The 19,369-nt window shown below is 46.5% G+C and carries 12 protein-coding genes; 7 read left to right on the forward strand and 5 right to left on the reverse strand.

Features of this window, described 5'->3' with window-relative positions; all coding sequences use genetic code 11:
• Nucleotides 1–9: 9 nt before the first annotated feature.
• The 3 genes from AB4486_RS07260 to AB4486_RS07270 all read left to right on the forward strand — a co-directional run bounded on the left by AB4486_RS07260 (nt 10) and on the right by AB4486_RS07270 (nt 4,199).
• The gene (locus AB4486_RS07260) at nt 10–957 is read left to right on the forward strand and encodes a sugar kinase (RefSeq protein WP_372116835.1); all 948 of its coding nucleotides are present in this window, start codon (nt 10–12) and stop codon (nt 955–957) included.
• A 20-nt stretch (nt 958–977) separates the two neighbouring features.
• Complete coding sequence (locus tag AB4486_RS07265) at nt 978–1,607, forward strand: bifunctional 4-hydroxy-2-oxoglutarate aldolase/2-dehydro-3-deoxy-phosphogluconate aldolase (protein WP_372116837.1); 630 nt, start codon at nt 978–980, stop codon at nt 1,605–1,607.
• A gap of 141 nt (nt 1,608–1,748) precedes the next feature.
• A complete protein-coding gene (locus AB4486_RS07270) occupies nt 1,749–4,199 on the forward strand; it encodes a family 20 glycosylhydrolase (protein WP_372116839.1) in 2,451 nt (816 codons plus the stop codon).
• Nucleotides 4,200–4,319: 120 nt separating this feature from the next.
• Here the strand turns inward: AB4486_RS07270 and AB4486_RS07275 are convergent, their stop codons facing one another.
• Complete coding sequence (locus tag AB4486_RS07275; protein ID WP_372116841.1) at nt 4,320–6,383, reverse strand: ATP-binding protein; 2,064 nt, start codon at nt 6,381–6,383, stop codon at nt 4,320–4,322.
• Between the two features lie 230 nt (nt 6,384–6,613).
• Here AB4486_RS07275 and AB4486_RS07280 point away from each other — a divergent pair, with 230 nt between their 5' ends.
• The 4 genes from AB4486_RS07280 (at nt 6,614) to lhgO (ending at nt 12,888) form a co-directional block, all read left to right on the forward strand.
• The gene (locus tag AB4486_RS07280; protein ID WP_102321268.1) at nt 6,614–7,954 is read left to right on the forward strand and encodes a sigma-54 dependent transcriptional regulator; all 1,341 of its coding nucleotides are present in this window, start codon (nt 6,614–6,616) and stop codon (nt 7,952–7,954) included.
• A 317-nt stretch (nt 7,955–8,271) separates the two neighbouring features.
• A complete protein-coding gene (locus AB4486_RS07285; RefSeq protein ID WP_017061064.1) occupies nt 8,272–9,285 on the forward strand; it encodes a TAXI family TRAP transporter solute-binding subunit in 1,014 nt (337 codons plus the stop codon).
• 184 nt (nt 9,286–9,469) lie between these two features.
• Nucleotides 9,470–11,647, forward strand: a complete 2,178-nt coding sequence (locus tag AB4486_RS07290; RefSeq protein ID WP_372116843.1) for a TRAP transporter permease — start codon at nt 9,470–9,472, stop codon at nt 11,645–11,647.
• Between the two features lie 26 nt (nt 11,648–11,673).
• On the forward strand, nt 11,674–12,888 hold the full coding sequence (gene lhgO, locus AB4486_RS07295) for an L-2-hydroxyglutarate oxidase (RefSeq protein WP_372116845.1): 1,215 nt from the start codon (nt 11,674–11,676) through the stop codon (nt 12,886–12,888).
• Nucleotides 12,889–13,031: 143 nt separating this feature from the next.
• Here lhgO and AB4486_RS07300 read toward each other — a convergent pair whose 3' ends face one another.
• The 4 genes from AB4486_RS07300 to AB4486_RS07315 form a co-directional block, all read right to left on the reverse strand.
• A complete protein-coding gene (locus tag AB4486_RS07300; RefSeq protein WP_372116847.1) occupies nt 13,032–14,588 on the reverse strand; it encodes a M28 family metallopeptidase in 1,557 nt (518 codons plus the stop codon).
• A 143-nt stretch (nt 14,589–14,731) separates the two neighbouring features.
• Nucleotides 14,732–17,101 (reverse strand): M4 family metallopeptidase, encoded by a 2,370-nt coding sequence (locus tag AB4486_RS07305; RefSeq protein WP_372116849.1) that lies wholly within the window; start codon nt 17,099–17,101, stop codon nt 14,732–14,734.
• Nucleotides 17,102–17,673: 572 nt separating this feature from the next.
• Nucleotides 17,674–17,949 carry a hypothetical protein gene (locus tag AB4486_RS07310; protein ID WP_017065177.1) on the reverse strand — a complete coding sequence of 92 codons (276 nt, stop codon included), beginning with the start codon at nt 17,947–17,949 and terminating at the stop codon, nt 17,674–17,676.
• Between the two features lie 100 nt (nt 17,950–18,049).
• A complete protein-coding gene (locus tag AB4486_RS07315) occupies nt 18,050–19,369 on the reverse strand; it encodes a sensor histidine kinase (protein WP_372116851.1) in 1,320 nt (439 codons plus the stop codon).

Here is a 19,369-nt window from a genome sequence, read left to right on the forward strand (position 1 = left end):
GGATCGGCTATGCCTGCATCTTCTCATTTCAATATTGCTTTCTTTGGCGAATGTATGGTCGAAATCAGCGGCTCTCCATTAACCAAAAAGTTTGGCGGTGACACACTTAATACCGCACTTTACCTTTCTCGCTTAACTCAACATCAAAACCTCTCTGTGCACTATGCGACAGGGCTTGGCAGTGATGAGCTGTCTCAAAATATGATTGATAGCTGGCAACTAGAAGGCATTCAAACCAATTTCGTCGAACGCATTGCGAACAAGCTTCCTGGACTCTACATGGTTGAAACCGACGAGACAGGCGAGCGACACTTTCATTACTGGCGCAACGACGCGGCGGTAAAGTTCTATTTTCAAATCGATAACTTAAACAAGCTTGAAATCGCCCTGACAGAGAAGCAAGTCGACGCGGTTTACATCAGCGGTATCAGTATCGCGATCTTGGATGATGTCTCTCGCGAGCGTTTATTCAAAGCGATTAGCGTGTTCTCAAATCAAGGCGGCAAGGTGATTTTTGATAATAACTATCGCCCGCAACTTTGGAGCACTGAACAAGCTCAACATTGGTACGCCAAGTTACTGCCGCTGGTGGACATCGCCTTGATTACCGAAGACGACGACCTGCTTGTCTGGGGTAACTCAGAGAGCGTTCAACAACGCTGCCTTCGTTTAGGTTGCCAAGAGATCGTCATCAAACGTGGCTGCGAGCCATGCAAGATTGTTCAAGTTGAACAGGGCAACATTATTGAGAATTATGTCTCAGCGACTCGTGTTTCTAACGTGGTCGACACCTGTGCTGCGGGCGATTCATTCGCTGCGGGCTATTTAGCTGCGCGTCTTACTGGCGAGAGCGCCACCGACGCAGCCGAACTTGGCCATCAACTGGCTTCCATTGTTATCCAATACTCTGGCGCCATCATCCCTGTGAGCGCTATGAATCACTTAATTAAAAAATAGAAAAACAAAGCGAATTTATTATGTCTCAAGAAATGATCAACACACTTATGCAGTTCAAAGTTATCCCTGTTATCCAAATCAACAAGGTGGAACATGCGATTCCACTGGCAAAAGTGTTGGTAGAAAACGGCCTACCCGTTGCTGAAGTTACATTCCGTACAGACGCGGCAGCAGACGCGATTCGTGCAATGCGCGATGCGTACCCAGAGATGTGTATCGGTGCAGGCACAGTATTAACGCCAGCACAGATCGACTTAGCGAAAGAGTCAGGCAGTGAGTTCATTGTGGCTCCGGGCCTGAACCCAAACACCGTAAAACGCTGCCAAGAGATCGGCATGCCAATCGTTCCGGGCGTAAACAACCCAAGCCAAGTAGAGCAAGCGCTAGAGCTTGGTCTTAACTTCTTGAAGTTTTTCCCAGCAGAAGCGTCTGGCGGCATCAACATGGTGAAATCTTTGCTAGCGCCTTACGTTGATGTGTCACTAATGCCAACGGGCGGTATCGGCAAACACAACGTGAATGATTACTTAGCCGTTGATCGCGTCGTATGTTGCGGTGGCACGTGGATGGTTTCTCCAAAGATGATCGAGAACGAACAGTGGGATGAGATCGCGGTGTTGGTTCGTGAAGCGGTTGAGTTGGTTAGCTAATCATAAGTTTGTGAGCTCATTCGTTTTTCACAGACGATAGGCTTTGAGCTCACGATAAACAACAGCAGTGGCTGAAGGTTCTGTTTTGTGAATTGCCTCCGATAAACAAAACAGAACGCCCGTTATATAGGAAAACTAATAATGAAAAAAACTATATTATCCCTATTGATTTCAGGTTCAGTAGTGTCCCCAATGGCGTTAGCAATGGCTCCAAGTACCGATCTAAATTTAATGCCGTACCCGCAAACAGTCGAGCTGAAAGCTGGGCAGGTTAAGGTTGATGGCAACTTCAAGGTTTACATCAAAGGCTTTAACTCTGATCGCGTTGAATACACCGCGAAACGCTTTATCGATCGCCTAGAGCGCCAAACTGGCGTGCCGATTCTAAACTGGCAGGTTGATAGCGCAGACGAAGCGAACCTGATCATTGATATCGACGCGGCGCCAAAGTCTGAAGTACAGAACATCGACTCTGTAGAGTCTTACAAAATTACGACTCAGGGTGAGCAAATCACGCTGAGCGCACCAAGCCCATATGGCGCTATTCACGGCATCGAAACCCTTTTACAGCTCGTTGAAACCACAGCAACTGGCTACCATATTCCTGCCGTAACCATTGTTGATGAGCCCCGCTTTCGTTGGCGTGGAGTCTCTTACGATACCTCGCGTCACTTCATTGAATTTGATGTGTTGATTCGTCAGCTAGATGCGATGGCTTCTGCGAAAATGAACGTGTTCCATTGGCACTTTTGGGACGATCAAGGTATCCGCATTCAAACGGAATCTTGGCCACGTTTGTGGTCTGAAACCGCTGATGGTAACTACTACACCAAAGACCAAGTCCGTTACTTAGTGGAATACGCTCGTAATCTTGGTATTCGTGTTATTCCAGAAGTTTCACTGCCGGGACACTCTTCTGCTGTGGCGCACGCTTACCCACGCTTGATGTCGGGTGGTGAAGGTCAAAGCTACGAACAAGAACGTGGCTGGGGTGTATTTGAGCCATTGATGGACCCACTTAACCCAGAGCTCTATGAAATGCTGGGCGACGTGTTTGATGAAGTGACAGAACTGTTCCCAGACGAGTACTTCCACATTGGTGGCGATGAGCCGAACTATGCGCAATGGAAAAACAGCGAAAAGCACCAAGAGTTCATCGAAGAGAACAATATCGATGGCGAGCGCGGCTTACAGTCTTACCTCAACGTAAAAGTTGAAAAGATGCTGGAAGAGCGTGGCAAGAAGATGACGGGTTGGGATGAGATTTGGCATAAAGATCTGCCAACTTCTATCGTGATTCAAAGCTGGCAAGGACACGACAGTATCGGTCGTGCGGCGAAAGAGGGCTACCCAGGTATTCTGTCTACGGGTTACTACCTAGACCAACCTCAGCCAACCAGTTACCACTATCGCAATGATCCAATGCCAAGTGGCATCACGGTTGACGATAAGCTGCACAGTGGTGAGAAGTTTGTGACTTACCAATGGCAAAAGCCTCGCTCTAAAGGCAGCCCACGTAAGGGAACACTGACTATCATTGAAGCGCAAGACGGTACTTTCCGCGCGTTCAGTGATTACAACGGTAAGTCTCGTGAAGAGATCTACATCCTTGATTATGTGCCGGGTAAAACCTTTGTCGGCCACTTCGATAACTTCATGTCGTATACCGAATTCAACCTGAACTTGAATCCAAATGGGTTTGCGGAAGGCAGCTATCAGTTAATTGGTAACGTGCGCTGGCCAACCACAGGCGAAGTGATTGCGAGCAGCGATGTAGAAGGCAGCGTGATCCCTGAGCCAAACGGAGGCTACCCCGCGGAGCTAACCGACAAAGAAAAAGAGCTGATTTTAGGCGGCGAGATCACCATGTGGCTAGAAAACAAAGACAGCCTCACGGTCGAAAACTACCTATGGCCTCGCAGTTATGCAATTGCAGAACGTTTCTGGTCGGATGCAGAACTGACAGACGAACGCAGTATGTATAAGCGCATGAAAGCAATGGATACATGGTCGGAAGTATCGGTAGGGCTACGTCATCACGCAGATGCTGATATGCTGTTGAAGCGCATTGCCAAAGGCCAAGATATTCACGACCTGCGCGTGCTAGCGAAATACACCGAGCCGGCTCAATACTATGCTCGCAACTGGGAAAAGTGGAACTCTACGGAACCTAAGGGCACTTTATACAGCCAATACGAGCGCTTAAACCGCTTCGTTGATGCTTTGCCAGTAGAAAGCTACGCCGTGTATGAGATGCAAGACTTGGTCAATGAAGTGGCGACAGGCAATCAGCAGGCGCTAGAGCAACTTGCTGAGCATTATCAGCAAGCAAAATCGGCTGCACTAGCGGCTAAAACTGTCTTCGTTGGCAACGTATCTTCGGTAGAGACTGTGGTGGTTGCAGAGAAAACCGTTGAAGTGGCAGACTTGGCGTTAACCTTGATTGCTAAAGCACAAGCAGGCGAGAAAGTAAGAGAAGCAGACGTGAATGCCTACCAAGCGATACTGTCTGATTCAGCGAAAATCTACGATGAATCGATCATCGCGATTGTGCGCCCAACAGAACTGTTGTTGAAGCAGTTAGCTGAGTAAGTCGTTAACGGATTAGTGAATAAGTCACACGCCAATAAGTGAATCAAAATCGCCCTCTGTGGGCGGTTTTTTAGTTCTAGCGCTTCAATAGAATGTGGAGTTCAAGGTCTGTGTAAGTAACTACTCACTATCGCTATTGTTTAGTGTTAACGTAAATGTCATGCCTTGGTCTGAATTGTTCTTCGCTATTAATGTGCCTTGCATATCGCGCACGTTGTTCGCTGTGATAGCCAACCCGAGCCCCAAGCCTTCGCCCATCTTTTTGTTGGTATGAAATGGTTCGAAAATGGTTTCGAGTTGATCTTCAGACACACCACAACCGTTATCTTGAACCTTGATGATCACGCGTTGTTGCTCGGTATGAGCGCTGATCACAATGGTTGCTGGTTTCTGATTCTGTGTGGCATCGACAGCGTTTCTAAGCAGGTTACCAAGCACTTGACGAAGTCGCGCCTCTTCTCCCATTACCATCGAAATATTGGAAGCGACACGCACGCGAATATCGACGTTTTCCAGTTCGGCTTGATGAATTCGCAGGGTTTCTTGCAGTGCGTCTGTCAGTGAAACTGGGTAAGGCTTTTCAAGTCTTTGGAAGGCGAACGACTTCAATTGGCTGGTCATGTTAGCCATTCTGTCGATCAGGCTCATGACTAAGTCCATGTTCGCTTTCAACATCTTGGTCTCGCCTCTTTCCATCAATAGCTGGTTACTTGAAAGTAGCGTTTTTAGGCCAGTAAGCGGCTGATTGAGTTCATGAGTAATCGCACTCGACATCCGCCCTAGTGCAGCCAGTTTGCTAGATTCGACAAGTTCTTGCTGCGCATCTTTTAGATCTTGAGTTCGCTCTTCGACCCGCAGTTGTAGCGTTTTATTGGCGTTTTGCACCGCAATTTCGGCTTTCTTACGTTTGCTGATATCGATTACGGTACACAGGTAGTAAGTCGTCGCATGCCAAGGAAAGGCGCTAATAGAGAATAAAACAGGGAAGTAGCTGCCATCGCTGCGTCTTGCCATGGTTTCGACGCTAGTTATCTCGGCCAGCTCTTGATGCTGCTCTAAGTTTTTGAGCAGTTGCAAGGTGGTTGAATTCGGGTTACCTGCCTCAAATAACTGCCACGCCTTGATGTTATTGATCATTGAATCAGATAGTGAAAAGTAGTTCTTCGCCATCAGGTTGATATCGTGAATGCGTCCGTGTTTATCGATCAGTATTAACCCAACATGGGTTTTATTGATCATCCCAGACAGTCGTTTCTCAGACTCTTCGATAAGCTTTTGGATTCTCAGATTGCTGAGCTTTTTCTGGCGTCTTTGGTAAAGAATAACCAACAGTAACAGAATGAAAAGACAGCCAACCGCCACACTCCAGCTGATCCAGTTCGTGGTCTGGTTGAGGCTGGTTAATGGCGTTAGGTAGGTTAAACGCCAATTCAGATCGTCTAACTTGATGGACTGAATTAGGTAATCTTTATCTTGCAATCGCCACACGCGAATATGGGTTTGGTCATACAGCTCACGTTTTGTCGCTGTGGGCTGAGAATTGAAGGTGTCATTGAACCAATCGGCACTCAACCTGTTGTTACTGGAGAGAAAGAACTGATCGCGAGGGTTCTGAAACAGTATCGCCTCACCATCGGCAAACCATTGATCGGTTAACAATGACAAATCGATTTGCACCGCGACAATGCCAACCACATCAGAGGCTCGATATACGGGTGCCGCTATGAAGTAATCGGGTGTCACGCCTTTGTTTTTTGTCACCACTGAAATCGCACCACCTTGTTGGTGGATCTTCGAAACAATTGTACTGGCGTTCTTATTGCTCAGTTTGCTTCTTTCAACACTCGATACCAACAAGTCCCCTTCGCCAGAAAGCAGATACCAGCCCTTGGTGTTGGCGGCTTTATCCAATTGAATCAGCTGCTTCTTAATGCGTTTTTCTAGGCGGGCTTCACCATCAATGAAGCGCACACTGGTTTCATCATTGGTTACTAGGTAGGGCAGATAATAGAAACGCTTAAGGGTTCGCCTTGCTTCGGCAATGTAGCCAAGGAAGCGCTGTTCGGCATAGCGTTGGGCTTGTTCAAGCTTCCACTGGCTGATGCCATTCTTGGTGGTGACCTGCACCAAACCAATCAATAAACAGGTACACAGGAATAACCAATATCGATTGTTATTCATCATTTCTGATCAAATCCCTTTAAAATTAGTGGTTTGCCTCTTTGAGCTAGTGGTTTGACAAGGTTTTATGTTTGCTTTTTAAGCGAATGGAGAGTGAGACAAATCGAAGCTAACAAACATTATTAAACTGTTAAAGGAGTGTTATTCAAAGTGGGAGCTAGCTCCTTTTCGTCTGAGGTTTTTTTACATACCGTGGACGATATTAATCAGATGTAGAGTGGCGGAACCAAACTATGCAGCGTATTGCTTTAATTGAAGATGACGCGATTGTGCGTCAAGCAACCAGCCAATGGTTGCAGCTGGCGGGCTTCGATGTCACCGCATTTGAAGTAGGACAAGATGCGTTAAACGCCGTAGAGCAGGGTGATTTTCAAACCATTATCACCGATGTTCGTTTACCTGATATTGATGGTGTTGATCTGCTAGGGCGTTTCAAAGGTCTTGTGCCAGATGTGCCTGTTATTTTGATTACTGGGCATGGTGATGTCGATATGGCGGTGAAAGCCTTACAGCAAGGTGCCTATGACTTCATTGAGAAGCCATTCGACCCAGAGCGTCTGTCTCAAACGGTATCGGAAGCGGTAGATAAACATCAAAGTGGCCAAGACAGAAACAGTCGTCAGAACTATCTGGATAACCTTAAGGGCATTGAACAGGTGCTGATCGGTCGCAGTAAAGTGATGTGTGAACTGCGCGAGCAAATCCAGAAAGTCGCTTCCATAGACACCAACGTGATCATCTATGGTGAAACGGGTTGTGGTAAAGAGCTGGTCGCCTCTTGCTTACATGAATTCAGCCAACGTAAAACCCATCCGTTTGTTCCGCTCAACTGTGGCGCAATCCCAGAAAATCTCTTTGAAAGCGAGCTGTTTGGACACGAAGCCGGAGCGTTTACTGGTGCGGCCAAACGACGCATTGGTAAGCTGGAATTTGCCGACAAAGGTACAGTGTTCCTTGATGAAATAGAGAGTATGCCGCTGTCGATGCAGGTAAAAGTGCTGCGCACCTTGCAAGATAATGTCGTCGAACGCGTGGGGGGGAATCAGCAACAACATGTTGATCTACGAGTGGTCTCTGCCTCGAAAAGCGATCTACTGAATCACCCCGACTTTCGCCAAGATCTATTCTATCGTTTGAATGTTGCCCAGCTGCATTTGCCTCCACTCAGTGAGCGTGAAGAAGATGCCTTACTTTTGTTTGAACACTTCACCCAAGAAGCCAATTCCGAAACACGTATAGCCAGTGAGGCTGATCGCTATGCACTGCTCTCGTATGCGTGGCCGGGCAATGTGCGTGAACTGCGTAATGTTGCGATTCGTTTTGCATTGGATGAAAGCTTGACCGTTGGGGATATTTTGGCGTGTCGTCCCAATTCTGTCACAGAGTCCACAACGGCGGGCATCCCTTTGGCGGTTCAAGTACAGAGCTTTGAAAGGAAAGTGATTCATGATGCCTTAGTTCGTTATAAAGGGCGTATCAATGACGTGATGCAAGATTTGGATTTACCTCGTCGAACATTGAACCAAAAGATGGTGCGTTATGGGTTAAATCGAAGTGACTATGTTGACCCTTAGAGAGCGGCTTCATCGCAGTGCTTGTTGATTTTTAATGAGCAATAAATGGCTCATTGCATATTTATCAATTTACATACATTGATCACACAACTGCAATATGGTGTGACTTGCTTCCCGATCTACAGGTGTTAATTCCGGTAGCCGATAAGCCAAAAATGGCTTACTTAATAACAGGGGAATAAGCAAAAAACGGCTTATTTTGAATAGGTTTTAAAATAAAAATAAATTAAAACAAATAGTTAAAAACTGGCATTACGCTTGCTATCTATTGTTGTTAACAAAAATATAACGTGAATAACCCTACATGGAGAGTAACAATGAAATACAACAAGCTGGTTAAAACTTTAGCGCTAGCAATGGCTTCTCTTGGCCTTATCAGTAATGCGTCAGCTGAAGAAGATCGCAGCTATATTTTAGCGACGGCTTCAACGGGTGGTACCTATTATCCAGTGGGTGTGGCCTTAGCGACATTGAGTAAAGTTAAGCTTGCGCCTAAGCAGCATTTTTCTTTAGCGGCTATCAGCTCTGCTGGCTCGGGTGAGAACGTAAAGTTGTTGAACGAGAACGAAGCTCAGTTCGCAATTCTACAAGGTTTGTATGGTGCTTGGGCTTGGCAGGGTTTGGGGCCATATGAGAAATCTGGCAGACAAACTCAACTGCGTTCAGTTTCCATGTTATGGCAAAATGTAGAACACTTTATTGTGCGTTCAGATCTAGCAAAAACAGGTACGGTAAGCGATCTAGAGAACCTAAACGGTAAGAAATTCTCTATCGGTAAGAAGAACTCAGGCACTGAGAATTCAGGACGCCAGATCATGCAGGGCCTATCGGTTAACCCAGAACAATTTAAACTCGCCTTTATGGGTTACGGTGGCAGTGCTAGTGCACTACAAAACGGCACGATTGATGGCATGAATACGCCTGCTGGTGTGCCTGTTGGTGCGGTAACACAAGCCTTTGCTGCCTTGGGTGAAGATATTCAAATCCTGTCGTTTACCGATGCGCAGATCAAACAAGCGAATGGCGATTACAATATCTGGACCAAGTACGAGATCCCAGCAAACACTTATCCAGGTGTCGACAAACCAATTACTACGATTGCCCAACCTAACTTCCTAGCAGTTCGCGAAGACATTTCTGAAGACGATGTGTATCAACTGACCAAAGCTATCTATGAAAACCTACCTTTCCTACAAGGTATCCATAAAGCAACCAAAGCAATGGCACTTGAGAAAGGGATCGCAGGTCTGCCTGTTCCTCTTCACCCAGGCGCTGCACGTTATTATCGAGAGATGGGCATCGAGATCCCTTCTGAGTTGATCGTTAACTAGCTTATCTTTTGTCAGGTAACTATTGGTTCGTGAGCTAATGATTTGTCGCGAACTAGCTGTTTGTCATCAACTAACCCCTTCGTGACTTAATTGCTTGGTGCACGTTCGCTCAAGAATGTGTTCGTGCACCTCCTCACTTTATGGATTTTCTCTTCGTGTTTGCTGCGGAGAGCAGGAGTTTTCTATGAGCGATTCGCTGCAGCAGGAACTGAAAAAATTTGAACTGCCGACCCGAACGGATTTTCCGTGGGTGGGCAAAGCAATAACGACAATGGGAGTGCTCCTCTCGTTGTTACACATTTGGTTTAACACCTTATCTACCTTGCCTGAGCTTTGGATCTCGGCGACCCACTTCGCTGGCTTTGCGATCATTTGTGCACTCTGGTATCCCGCTCATATCTCGCTGAAAAATAGCAAGATAGCGCTGGCTGTCGACATCGGAATTGCCTTGGCGGCTCTGGCTTGTCTTATCTATATCCCCTTCGCAGAAGACGCCCTTTATGACCGAGGCGTAAAATTTATCGCCAGTGATTGGTTTTTCTCTATCTTGGCGATTGCCATCGTCATCGAGCTGATTAGACGCACTATGGGCTGGTTCATTCCAGTGCTTATCTTAGTGTGTTTAAGCTATGTAGTGCTTTGGGGACAATGGACCAGCGGTATTTTTCATTTTCCGGGTTTAAGCCTTGAGACGTTACTTTATCGAAGCTTTTATTCATCAGAAGGGATGTTTGGTTCGATCTCAAGAATCAGTTGGACCTTCGTGTTCATGTTCATCCTGTTTGGCGCATTCTTAGTGCGTTCGGGGGTGGGTGATTTCATTATTGATGTGTCTCGCGCCGCCGCTGGCAAGGTGATTGGCGGCCCCGGTTTCATTGCCGTGATTGGCTCTGGTTTGATGGGCTCGGTCTCCGGCTCGAGTGTAGCAAATACCGTATCGACGGGCGTAATCAGTATTCCTTTGATGCAAAAGGCGGGCTTCCCTTCGCGTTTCGCAGCGGGTGTTGAAGCGGCTGCGTCTACTGGCGGGCAGCTGATGCCACCTGTGATGGGTGCGGGCGCGTTTATCATGGCGTCTTACACGCAAATTCCTTATGTCGATATTATTGCGGTTTCCTTCGTTCCTGCGCTTATCTACTTTTTGTCTGTGGCCTTTTTCGTGCGTATTGAAGCGAAGCGCAGTGGAGTACAAAAGGTGACTTCTGGCTGTGAACCTTTGTTAAAGGTATTGCTGTCGGGTTGGCACAACCTGATCCCACTGGCCGTGTTAGTGACTTTGTTGGTGAAGGGCTTTACGCCGACTTACGCTGCGGGTATCTCGATTCTTTCTGTGGTGGTGGCATCATGGTTTTCTAAAAATCACAAAATGGGTCCAAAGGCGATCATTGAAGCGCTTTCTCAAGGCGCTAAAAACATGGCGACCACGGCGGTGTTGTTGGTGGGCATTGGGTTAGTCGTCAATGTCATCAGTACCACGGGAATTGGTAACACCTTCTCTTTAATGATCAACAGCTGGGCGAATGGCGAGTTGCTAGTGATGATCGCGTTGATCGCGTTAGCGTCTTTGATTCTCGGTATGGGTTTACCGGTAACGGCGGCTTATATTGTGTTGGGCACTCTGTCAGCTCCTGCCTTGTATAAATTGATTGCTGAAAGTCAGCTGCTCGACTTGTTGGTGTCAGGTCAGCTTCCTGAGCAAGCTAAAGCCATCTTCATGTTGGCTGCACCAGATAAGCTTGATTTGTTGAATGCACCGATGACACTCGAAACAGCCAAAGAGATGATTGCGTTAGTCCCTGCTGATTTTGTGGAAACTCTGCTTGAGCAAAGCTTGGGGTTAGAAGCGATCAGTCTTGCACTGCTTTCGGCTCACTTAATTATTTTCTGGTTGTCGCAAGACAGTAACGTAACACCGCCTGTTTGTTTAACTGCGTTTGCCGCAGCGACTATCGCTAAAACACCACCAATGAGAACCGGTTTAATGGCTTGGAAGATAGCAAAAGGTTTATACCTAGTGCCGTTGTTGATTGCCTACACTAACTTGGTGAGTTGGGATATTACCTCGGTATTGGTCACTGGTGGTTTTGCTATTATTGGCACTTACGCATTTATCGCGGCGATTGAAGGCTATCTAGAGAGCGAAATTAATGTCATTACTCGAGTCGTGTTGGTAGTAATAGGTGCAGCTTTAGTATGGCCTGATGTTTCAGTCGTGATTCGCTTGGTATGTGTCGCCATTTTTGTTGGCATCTTCATCTACAGCGGTCGTAAATACGATGCAAATCAAGTTAAAAAAGAATCAGAAAGTGAGGAACAAAAGTTACCTCAAACTGGGTCTAACACTGTCGCGTCTTCCCTATAATTAAAAGGATTGAATGTAGGAATATTATGAACTCAACATACGACTATATTATCGTTGGTGGTGGCATTGTTGGCGTGTCGACGGCATGGCAATTACAGCAAGCTCACCCTGATAAAAGTATCCTTTTAGTCGAAAAGGAGCGTGGATTCGCGCAGCACCAAACTGGCCATAACAGTGGTGTGATTCACGCTGGCGTTTACTACGCTCCGGGCAGTTTAAAGGCGGATTTTTGTAAGCGTGGCGTAGAGCGCACCATCGCCTTTTGCAGTCAACACGATATCCCTGTCGAAAACTGTGGCAAGCTGTTGGTCGCGACCAATGAGCAGGAAGTGGAACGCATGAACGCGCTCTATCAACGTTGTCATGATAACGACATTGATGTCGACCTCTTGGATCAAGCGCAGCTGAAACTTGCAGAGCCGAACATCACGGGCTTGGGCGCGATTTATGTCAAAACCACCAGTATCGTCGACTACAAAAAAGTCACCGAAGTGATGGCTCAAGAGTTTGTTGAAGCGGGTGGTAAACTTAGCCTTAGTACTGAAGTGATTATGGCAGATGAGCAGGAAGATGAGGTGCAGTTAACGTGCAAAGTCGATGGTCAGACTCTTCAACTGAATAGTCGATTCTTGATCACGTGTTCTGGCTTGATGGCCGATAGAATGACCAAGATGTTAGACATCGAAACCGACTTCCAAATCGTGCCTTATCGCGGTGAGTATTATCAGTTAGACGCTAAGCACAACCAAGTGGTGAATCATCTTATCTATCCGATCCCTGACCCAGAACTGCCTTTCTTGGGCGTGCATTTAACACGCATGATTGATGGCTCCGTAACAGTAGGGCCAAATGCAGTTCAAGGCTGGAAGCGAGAAGGTTATGGCAAGCTTAACTTTAGCTTCAAAGACACTTGGCAGATGCTGAGCTTTGCGGGTTTTTGGAAAGTGACTGCGAATCACTTGAAAACGGGTTTGGTCGAGTTTAAGAACTCGTGGTGGAAACCGGGATATCTAAAGCTAGTGAACAAATACTGCCCGAGTATTACGGTTGATGATTTTAAGCCTTATCCTGCTGGGATTCGTGCTCAAGCGGTGCTGAAAGATGGCACCTTGGTTCATGATTTCCTGTTTGCTGAAAGTCCAAGAAGCTTACATGTATGTAACGCGCCATCACCGGCTGCGACCTCTGCAATGCCGATTGGTGAGTACATCTGTGGCAAGGTAATGAAAAAGACGGCTTGATGATAACTAAAGGTTATTAAGTTGAGATGCTCTCCGAAGACAATAAAAAATCCGCAAGCTCCAATCTATTTATGATCGTGGGCTTGCGGATTTTTAGTTTTAGCCGTGTTTGCTAGGTTTAATTGTTAGTCAATTAACCAACCTTAAAGCCAATCAGGAACGAAATTAGCAACGATAGATACGTCGCTGAAGTTGCGATAGCCACGCACCATGATGCTGAATTCACCCGCTGGCTTGTTCAATACACACTGTTCGTTGCTGCTGTTCTGGTATGGGCGGCAGTCGTAGTTCGCTTTCGATACGGTGCCGTTGTGTTTCACATATAAGTCGGCATCGCCACTTCGAGGGCCGGTTAATGTTACCGTTAACTGACCTGCACTTTCCGTCGTAAATGTGAAGAATTGCTCTTCACCATATCCTGCAGTAAGTCCTTCAACAGGCACGTCATTTGGCAGCTCTTTAGGGCCTGCAACGGGCGAATCAAGGCTGGTTTCGACAAGGTAAGCAATGGCCAGTTTGGCGAACTTGGTCGCGTGTGTCGCTGTAGGATCGGAGTTCTCAAGCGTATCGTGCTGGGTATGAATACTTGGGTTGTAATCATTGAACATGCTTTCGAATGGCATGGCGGCTGAGTAGCCAACATTGTGCCAAGAAGCGTGGTCAGAACAGGCATAGCCACAATCATCGAAACCGTAACTGATCTCACTAGCGTAAGTGTCGATCAGCTCGCTTAAGTAGGCGTTTAAGTTACTGTCGGTATAGTCTGTGATGAAGGTGATATCGTGCGCTGAACCGTTGTAGTTGGTCATGTCTAATTGCAGTACCGACACGACGTTTGCTTGCTCATCTCTTAAAGCGTTGGCGACATCTTGTGAGCCGCGTAGCCCGACTTCTTCTGCAGCATAACCATAGAACTTAATGGTCTTGTCTGGCTGAATGCCACTGGCGATCATCAGGCGAAGCGACTCAGTTACGGTCGCAATACCAGACGCATCATCATCGGCTCCCGGTGAGATGGTGCCTTCGCTTGTCCAAGATCCAACGGTCGAATCAAGGTGTCCACCAACAACGACGATCTCTGCAGGATATTTAGCGCCAAGCAGTGTCACTTCAACGGATTTCTGTGGGTATTCGGCATGCGTGATCTGGCGTGCAGACGCATACGGCACATCCTTAATTTCTGTTTCCCAACGCTCTAAAAGCCAATCTGAAGCAGCGACACCAGTAGAAGTAGTATAAAAACGGTTGGTGAAGTTGGTTAGATTTTCAATGGTCGTGACCATGTTGTTCGGCTCGACCTGAGCGAGTAGGTCGTTCACTGTGTCTTGATGGCTGATCACCGGCTTTTCGAAGGTGCTCATTGTCAGTGGCATCGCTGCGGCTTTGAGTGCGCTTGCTTTGTCTTCGTGCACCATGTAGCCACCACAACGGTGAGTTTCTTCGTGCATGTGGCTAGATAGTTTCGCCAGCTCTTTCTGGTTGATTTTCGCGACGATGGAATGCTTGTTTCCAGTCACGCTTGGGTAAACTGTTGCGCCATGTTGAGTCATTATATGCTGTGCGTCAGCATCGGTGGTGATCCAAACTTCTTCGTTCGCTGGTGGTGTGATGCCTAGTGATGCGTAAGCCGAAGTACTGTTGATTAAGGCTAAAGAACCTCCGAGTACAGCCAAAGCTAGCATGCTTTTTTGAATAGCCATTTGTCGTCCTTTTTATGGTGAGTATTGTTATGTTGATGGGGGTGATTTTTGTGTAATACGTGAATGTATTTGTGTAGATGTTTCATTTGCTGAACAGTTAACCGCGAAAAGGGCCCCTTTCGGAGCCCTGAGTTTGCTATTGATTACTGTGTTTTAATGAAACGGTAGTGCTTGGTTTCTGAACAGATATCGCTTGAAGTACATACTTGGTACTCAACATCTACTGTGCCGTTGTGACGGAACTTATCGACGTATGAGTTGAAGTCTGTAGCACCGACATTCTTGCCATTACGCTTAATCACAAAGTAGTCGTTTGTGTCGTAATCCCATGCCAGCTTAACGCGAGCCTTACCGTTCGGGTTTTTGTTACCAAACTTCAGTTTTAGCGGGAAGCCTTCTGCTGAGTCACCTTCAATCGTGATCGACTTGCTTGTCGATGTTGCAACGCCTGCATCGTCAGTCACGGTTAGAGTCACCACATAGTCGCCAGCTTCAGCGTAGGTATAACGAGTCACTTCACCGGTTTGCGTGTTGCCATCGCCTAGGTTCCATTGGTAAGAAACGATCTGGCCATCGCTGTCCGAACTTGTGCTACGCAGCTCTACTTCTTTGCCTACGACCGTGTGTTCGAAAGAAGAAACTGGCGGTACGTTAGCATTGCCTGATTCGTACGATGCTTTCAGATTTGCACCTGCGTAATCTGAGTAACCCAGAATGTTCACCGTGTAGCGACCGGCCGTTGGGTTTTCAATCACACACACTTCATCGGTTACACTTTCACTCTTACAGATATTCTCTTGAGAGCTTGGCGCATAATCTAGACCGACATACATATCTGGGTCACCAGTAGAGACAGCAAGATCAATTGTTAGCTTGTCTTGGCCTTCTGGTACTTCGATATCGAAGTAAGTTTTTGAGCCTGTTTCACCAGCAACCGCAGCTTCAACACCGTTTTCAAGGCGTTGATATTCCGGTTCTGGCGGCAGTGGTGGCTCGGCACATGGGGTAACACCTACGAGAGCGAACGCAGAAACAACGTCATCGGCATTGTAGCCAAGGTCGGTTGCTGAGTTTTTAACGCCACATGCACCTTGCCAGAAGTCACTGTTTTCCGACCAGTAGATTTGGTTGGATAACACGAAAAGCTCGAACGCTTTTTTAGTATCCCAACCTTGTGTGGTTGCAAGATGGTAGAAGGCCTTGTTGAACACACCAGAACTGTAGTGAACATTCAAGCCATCGTAGTACTCGGATGCGTTGTTGATTGAAGAACCATCTCGTGATGGATCGTCCATGTAACGCAGAGCGCCGTCGCCTTTAAAGATATTACGGCCGACCATCCAGTCGTTGGCGCCTTTCATGTAGTATTCTGCCGCTTCACCTGCCATATCAGAGAAAGCTTCGTTCATACCACCGGATTGGTTTGCGTAAACCAAACCTGAGTTTTGCTCAGTGAAACCGTGGCTCACTTCGTGCGCTGACACATCTAGGCTTACAAGTGGGTAGAAGAAGCTTTCACCATCTCCGAATGTCATTGCCTTGCCATCCCAGAATGCATTCTCGTAGTTGTTACCGTAGTGAACACGCATCATGAGTTTGAAAGAGAGTGGCGCTGTGTCGAACCAGTTCTTATACATGTCGAATACGATGTTACCGAAGTAGTGCGCATCGTTGAGTGGTGAGAAGGCGCCGTTGACTTCTTTGTACTCGTTACGAGGACATTCGTAGCTGTAAGTGGTGTCGCCGTCTGTCGCACCATTTAGGTCAACGGTAACGACATTTTCAGACTCCATCACACACTCTGTGCCCACTTCTTGAACATCAAGGTAGTGGTAGTCGGTGCCGTATTCGTACATGCCGGTTTTTTCGTTGCCGCCAGGGCCAGTGCCGATCTGAGCATGGGCAATACCTTCCCAGCGGTCGATGACTTCGCCTGTGTGCGCGTCTAGCATGGTGAACGGTCGAGTCGGCAGTTCACTGCCTTCTACTAGGTAAGAGACAACGTACACTAGTCGTGTTTTATCTACGCTTTGCTGTCCGATGCCTTGCTTCACAGAGCCTTGATAGATAAATAGCTGATGTTGAACGTTGTCTAGAGATTTGCTGGTTAAGCCTTGAGTCTTTAGATCTTTACTTGCGAGTTCAACCGCTTGAGCGCTGTTGATTGATGGCTTAACAAAAGATCGCTCTAAGGTCGTTGTTTTAAGGTAGCGACCTTGAACGGACTTAAGTGCGCCACCTTGGACACTTTGGGTGGCATTTAGGTAATGTCCCCATACCGGTGTTCCCCAGATGTTCTGCTGGATCTTAACTTTATAGATACCACGCTTTTTCAGGTTTACTTCTTTCACCATCTTGAAGCTAGAGGCGTTACTGACTCCTAACTGAGCGTTTAACCCAGAGAAGCTAGTAAAGTTGATCGGTTGATCGATTTGAACGGATTCACTTGCATGCACTGACAAAGACATAGCACTGGCTATAGCAACGGCAACTAAACGTTTTCTTATTTTCATTGTTGTTTTCTCTTTCCATGTAAAATCCAAGAAAACGTAACAAATTAATCACAGCGAATTTACATCATTCGATCTGATTAATTAGTAGCATGGCAATGATCTCTTTTATTCATGAAACTTATATTTCTCGTATTTACAGATAGTTATCATTTCTGTTTATTTTTGAACGCACCTATATGTTTATTTATAAAATCATGACACTTTTATTAAGTGTTTATTTCTCTTGGAAATTAAGATTTTCGAGTAAATTGATCTGTGCCTCAATTAACGGATTCTGGGTTGATAGAAGGATCAACGATTTGAAAGTGTCACTTTAAACAGAAGGCCATTTAGCGAATTTAGGGGCAATTTTGATAAGAAATCGAAGACTTTTCGGCTTATTTTTCGAATTGTTAGTTAAAAGAGGGAAGGGGAATCGGGCACTTGTTTGGCACAGAGCACAAAATCTGCTGGATGAAAAAAGCCAGCGACGGGTCACTGGCTTAGATTAACTTAGTTTGTGCAGGCTACTGAATATAGGTAGGCAACTGCGACACTTAATTATGGTACGTGGCTAACGTCACTATAGCGAATTACTGCTTTTTACCGCCAACTTGTACGTAGTCGATACCGATAATACGGTTGATGATACCCAGAACAGAGCTCGTATCAGAGTTTGTTGAGCGAATCGTATCAACCGTTGCACCTTCAGGTACTAATTCCATTGCGCGGTCTTGAGTGTTACCTGGCACTTGGAAACCGACAATGTTGAAGCTCTCTGCGTGCGCTGTGTACACTTCTTCGTTGTGGCTGATACCAGAACAACCCGCTAGAGAAACAATGCCTAAAACAACTAATAACTTTTTCATACAAACACCTTAAGAAAGATTGGAATTTAGATTCAATAGGTTCATTGGGAGACAGCATCTCCCGACCGATGTTGAACATTATTCCAGAGGTGTTTTGTAGTTACTGTATGGGTTTGTCAGTTGAATCATTACATAGCTGAATGGTTATGGTGAATACCGCCCCCTTTAAGGTTTGGCTCTGACCAACCTCTACGGTCGCGCTATGTTGAGCACAGATCTTTTCGACGATAGAAAGCCCTAAACCATGGCCGCTCTTGGCCTTGTTACGCGCTTTGTCGCCAACGTAAAAGGGTTCGAACAGGCGAGCTTGATGTTCTTGTGCCACGCCATCACCATCATCATGTACCGCGATCTGTAGCTTATCTTGATGCACGCTTGCTTCAATCGACACTTGCGAACGTGCGAATTTCATTGCGTTACGCACTAGGTTATCTAGTGCTCGGTTAAATAGCGTTTCATCCGCCATTATTGAGCTAGGTTGCTCTGGTAGCGATAGGTCGATGTTGAGCTGAGTGTCTTTGTTCCAACGCACCATTGCGTGGTCGAGAAAGTCTCGAATCTCTAATGGCTTTTTTAAGTTTTCTAGGTCAGTGCTATCGAGTTTGGCGTAATACAATAGTTCATCGACCATCTTTTCCATCTCTTCCGTGTCTTCGACAATACTCTCAATCGTGCTTTCTTGCTCTGCGTTTAGCTGGGTGTCTTTCAACATTTCAGCTTGCCACTGAATACGGAATATTGGCGTGCGCAGTTCATGAGCGACAGCATTAGTGAGTGAGCGATTACTTTCTACCAAGCGATGAATTCGGTCGGCCATTAGGTTGAAGGATTTGTTCAGTGAACCAATCGCAATACCACTTGAAGTCTCGGCTCGTGTCGAGAGATCGCCCTCCGCAAAACGCAGAGTGGCAGCCTCAAGCTTTTTAACTCGGCGGAAGATAATAAATAGATGACATAACCCATATAAGATAAAGCTCGCTAAAAAGAACAACCAAATGAGGTCATCCTCCAACTCTATTTTTTGCCTAACGAACGCTTCACTGTTGGGGAGGTAGTGATAGGTATTGTCACTGCTTGCTAAGCGAAACCATAGGTCCCGTTCATCATCGTGAAAAACAAAGGTATTCGGATTCGTGCTGAAGAACTCTGAAACGGGGCTGGGTATTTCATCGTCTGGGCTGAATGTAACCAATTTATTTCGTGTGGTTTCTACAAACTGGTTTATCGCTTGATGAGCCGCTTCAAGGCCTTGATTTTTAGCGATGTTCTCGATCAATTGCTGGTGGGCAGCCGCTTCGTAATCTTCCAGTACGTATTCGTAGTCGGTATTGAGCTGATAGACGCTAATCTCGTAGGCGACAAGGCCGGCCATAAAGCAAACTAACAGCCCTATTAAGGACTCCAAAAAGATACGTCGCAT

The organism is Vibrio sp. 10N.222.55.C6 (assembly GCF_041473395.1).
Lineage (GTDB): Bacteria > Pseudomonadota > Gammaproteobacteria > Enterobacterales > Vibrionaceae > Vibrio > Vibrio crassostreae_C.

Excerpts from the sequence above, each read along its gene's own strand:
- AB4486_RS07260 (WP_372116835.1), top strand. The coding sequence starts at position 10 with ATGCCTGCATCTTCTCATTTCAATATTGCTTTCTTTGGCGAATGTATG.
- AB4486_RS07265 (WP_372116837.1), top strand. The coding sequence starts at position 978 with ATGTCTCAAGAAATGATCAACACACTTATGCAGTTCAAAGTTATCCCT.
- AB4486_RS07270 (WP_372116839.1), top strand. The coding sequence starts at position 1,749 with ATGAAAAAAACTATATTATCCCTATTGATTTCAGGTTCAGTAGTGTCC.
- AB4486_RS07275 (WP_372116841.1), bottom strand. The coding sequence starts at position 6,383 with ATGATGAATAACAATCGATATTGGTTATTCCTGTGTACCTGTTTATTG.
- AB4486_RS07280 (WP_102321268.1), top strand. The coding sequence starts at position 6,614 with ATGCAGCGTATTGCTTTAATTGAAGATGACGCGATTGTGCGTCAAGCA.
- AB4486_RS07285 (WP_017061064.1), top strand. The coding sequence starts at position 8,272 with ATGAAATACAACAAGCTGGTTAAAACTTTAGCGCTAGCAATGGCTTCT.
- AB4486_RS07290 (WP_372116843.1), top strand. The coding sequence starts at position 9,470 with ATGAGCGATTCGCTGCAGCAGGAACTGAAAAAATTTGAACTGCCGACC.
- lhgO (WP_372116845.1), top strand. The coding sequence starts at position 11,674 with ATGAACTCAACATACGACTATATTATCGTTGGTGGTGGCATTGTTGGC.
- AB4486_RS07300 (WP_372116847.1), bottom strand. The coding sequence starts at position 14,588 with ATGGCTATTCAAAAAAGCATGCTAGCTTTGGCTGTACTCGGAGGTTCT.
- AB4486_RS07305 (WP_372116849.1), bottom strand. The coding sequence starts at position 17,101 with ATGAAAATAAGAAAACGTTTAGTTGCCGTTGCTATAGCCAGTGCTATG.
- AB4486_RS07310 (WP_017065177.1), bottom strand. The coding sequence starts at position 17,949 with ATGAAAAAGTTATTAGTTGTTTTAGGCATTGTTTCTCTAGCGGGTTGT.
- AB4486_RS07315 (WP_372116851.1), bottom strand. The coding sequence starts at position 19,369 with ATGCGACGTATCTTTTTGGAGTCCTTAATAGGGCTGTTAGTTTGCTTT.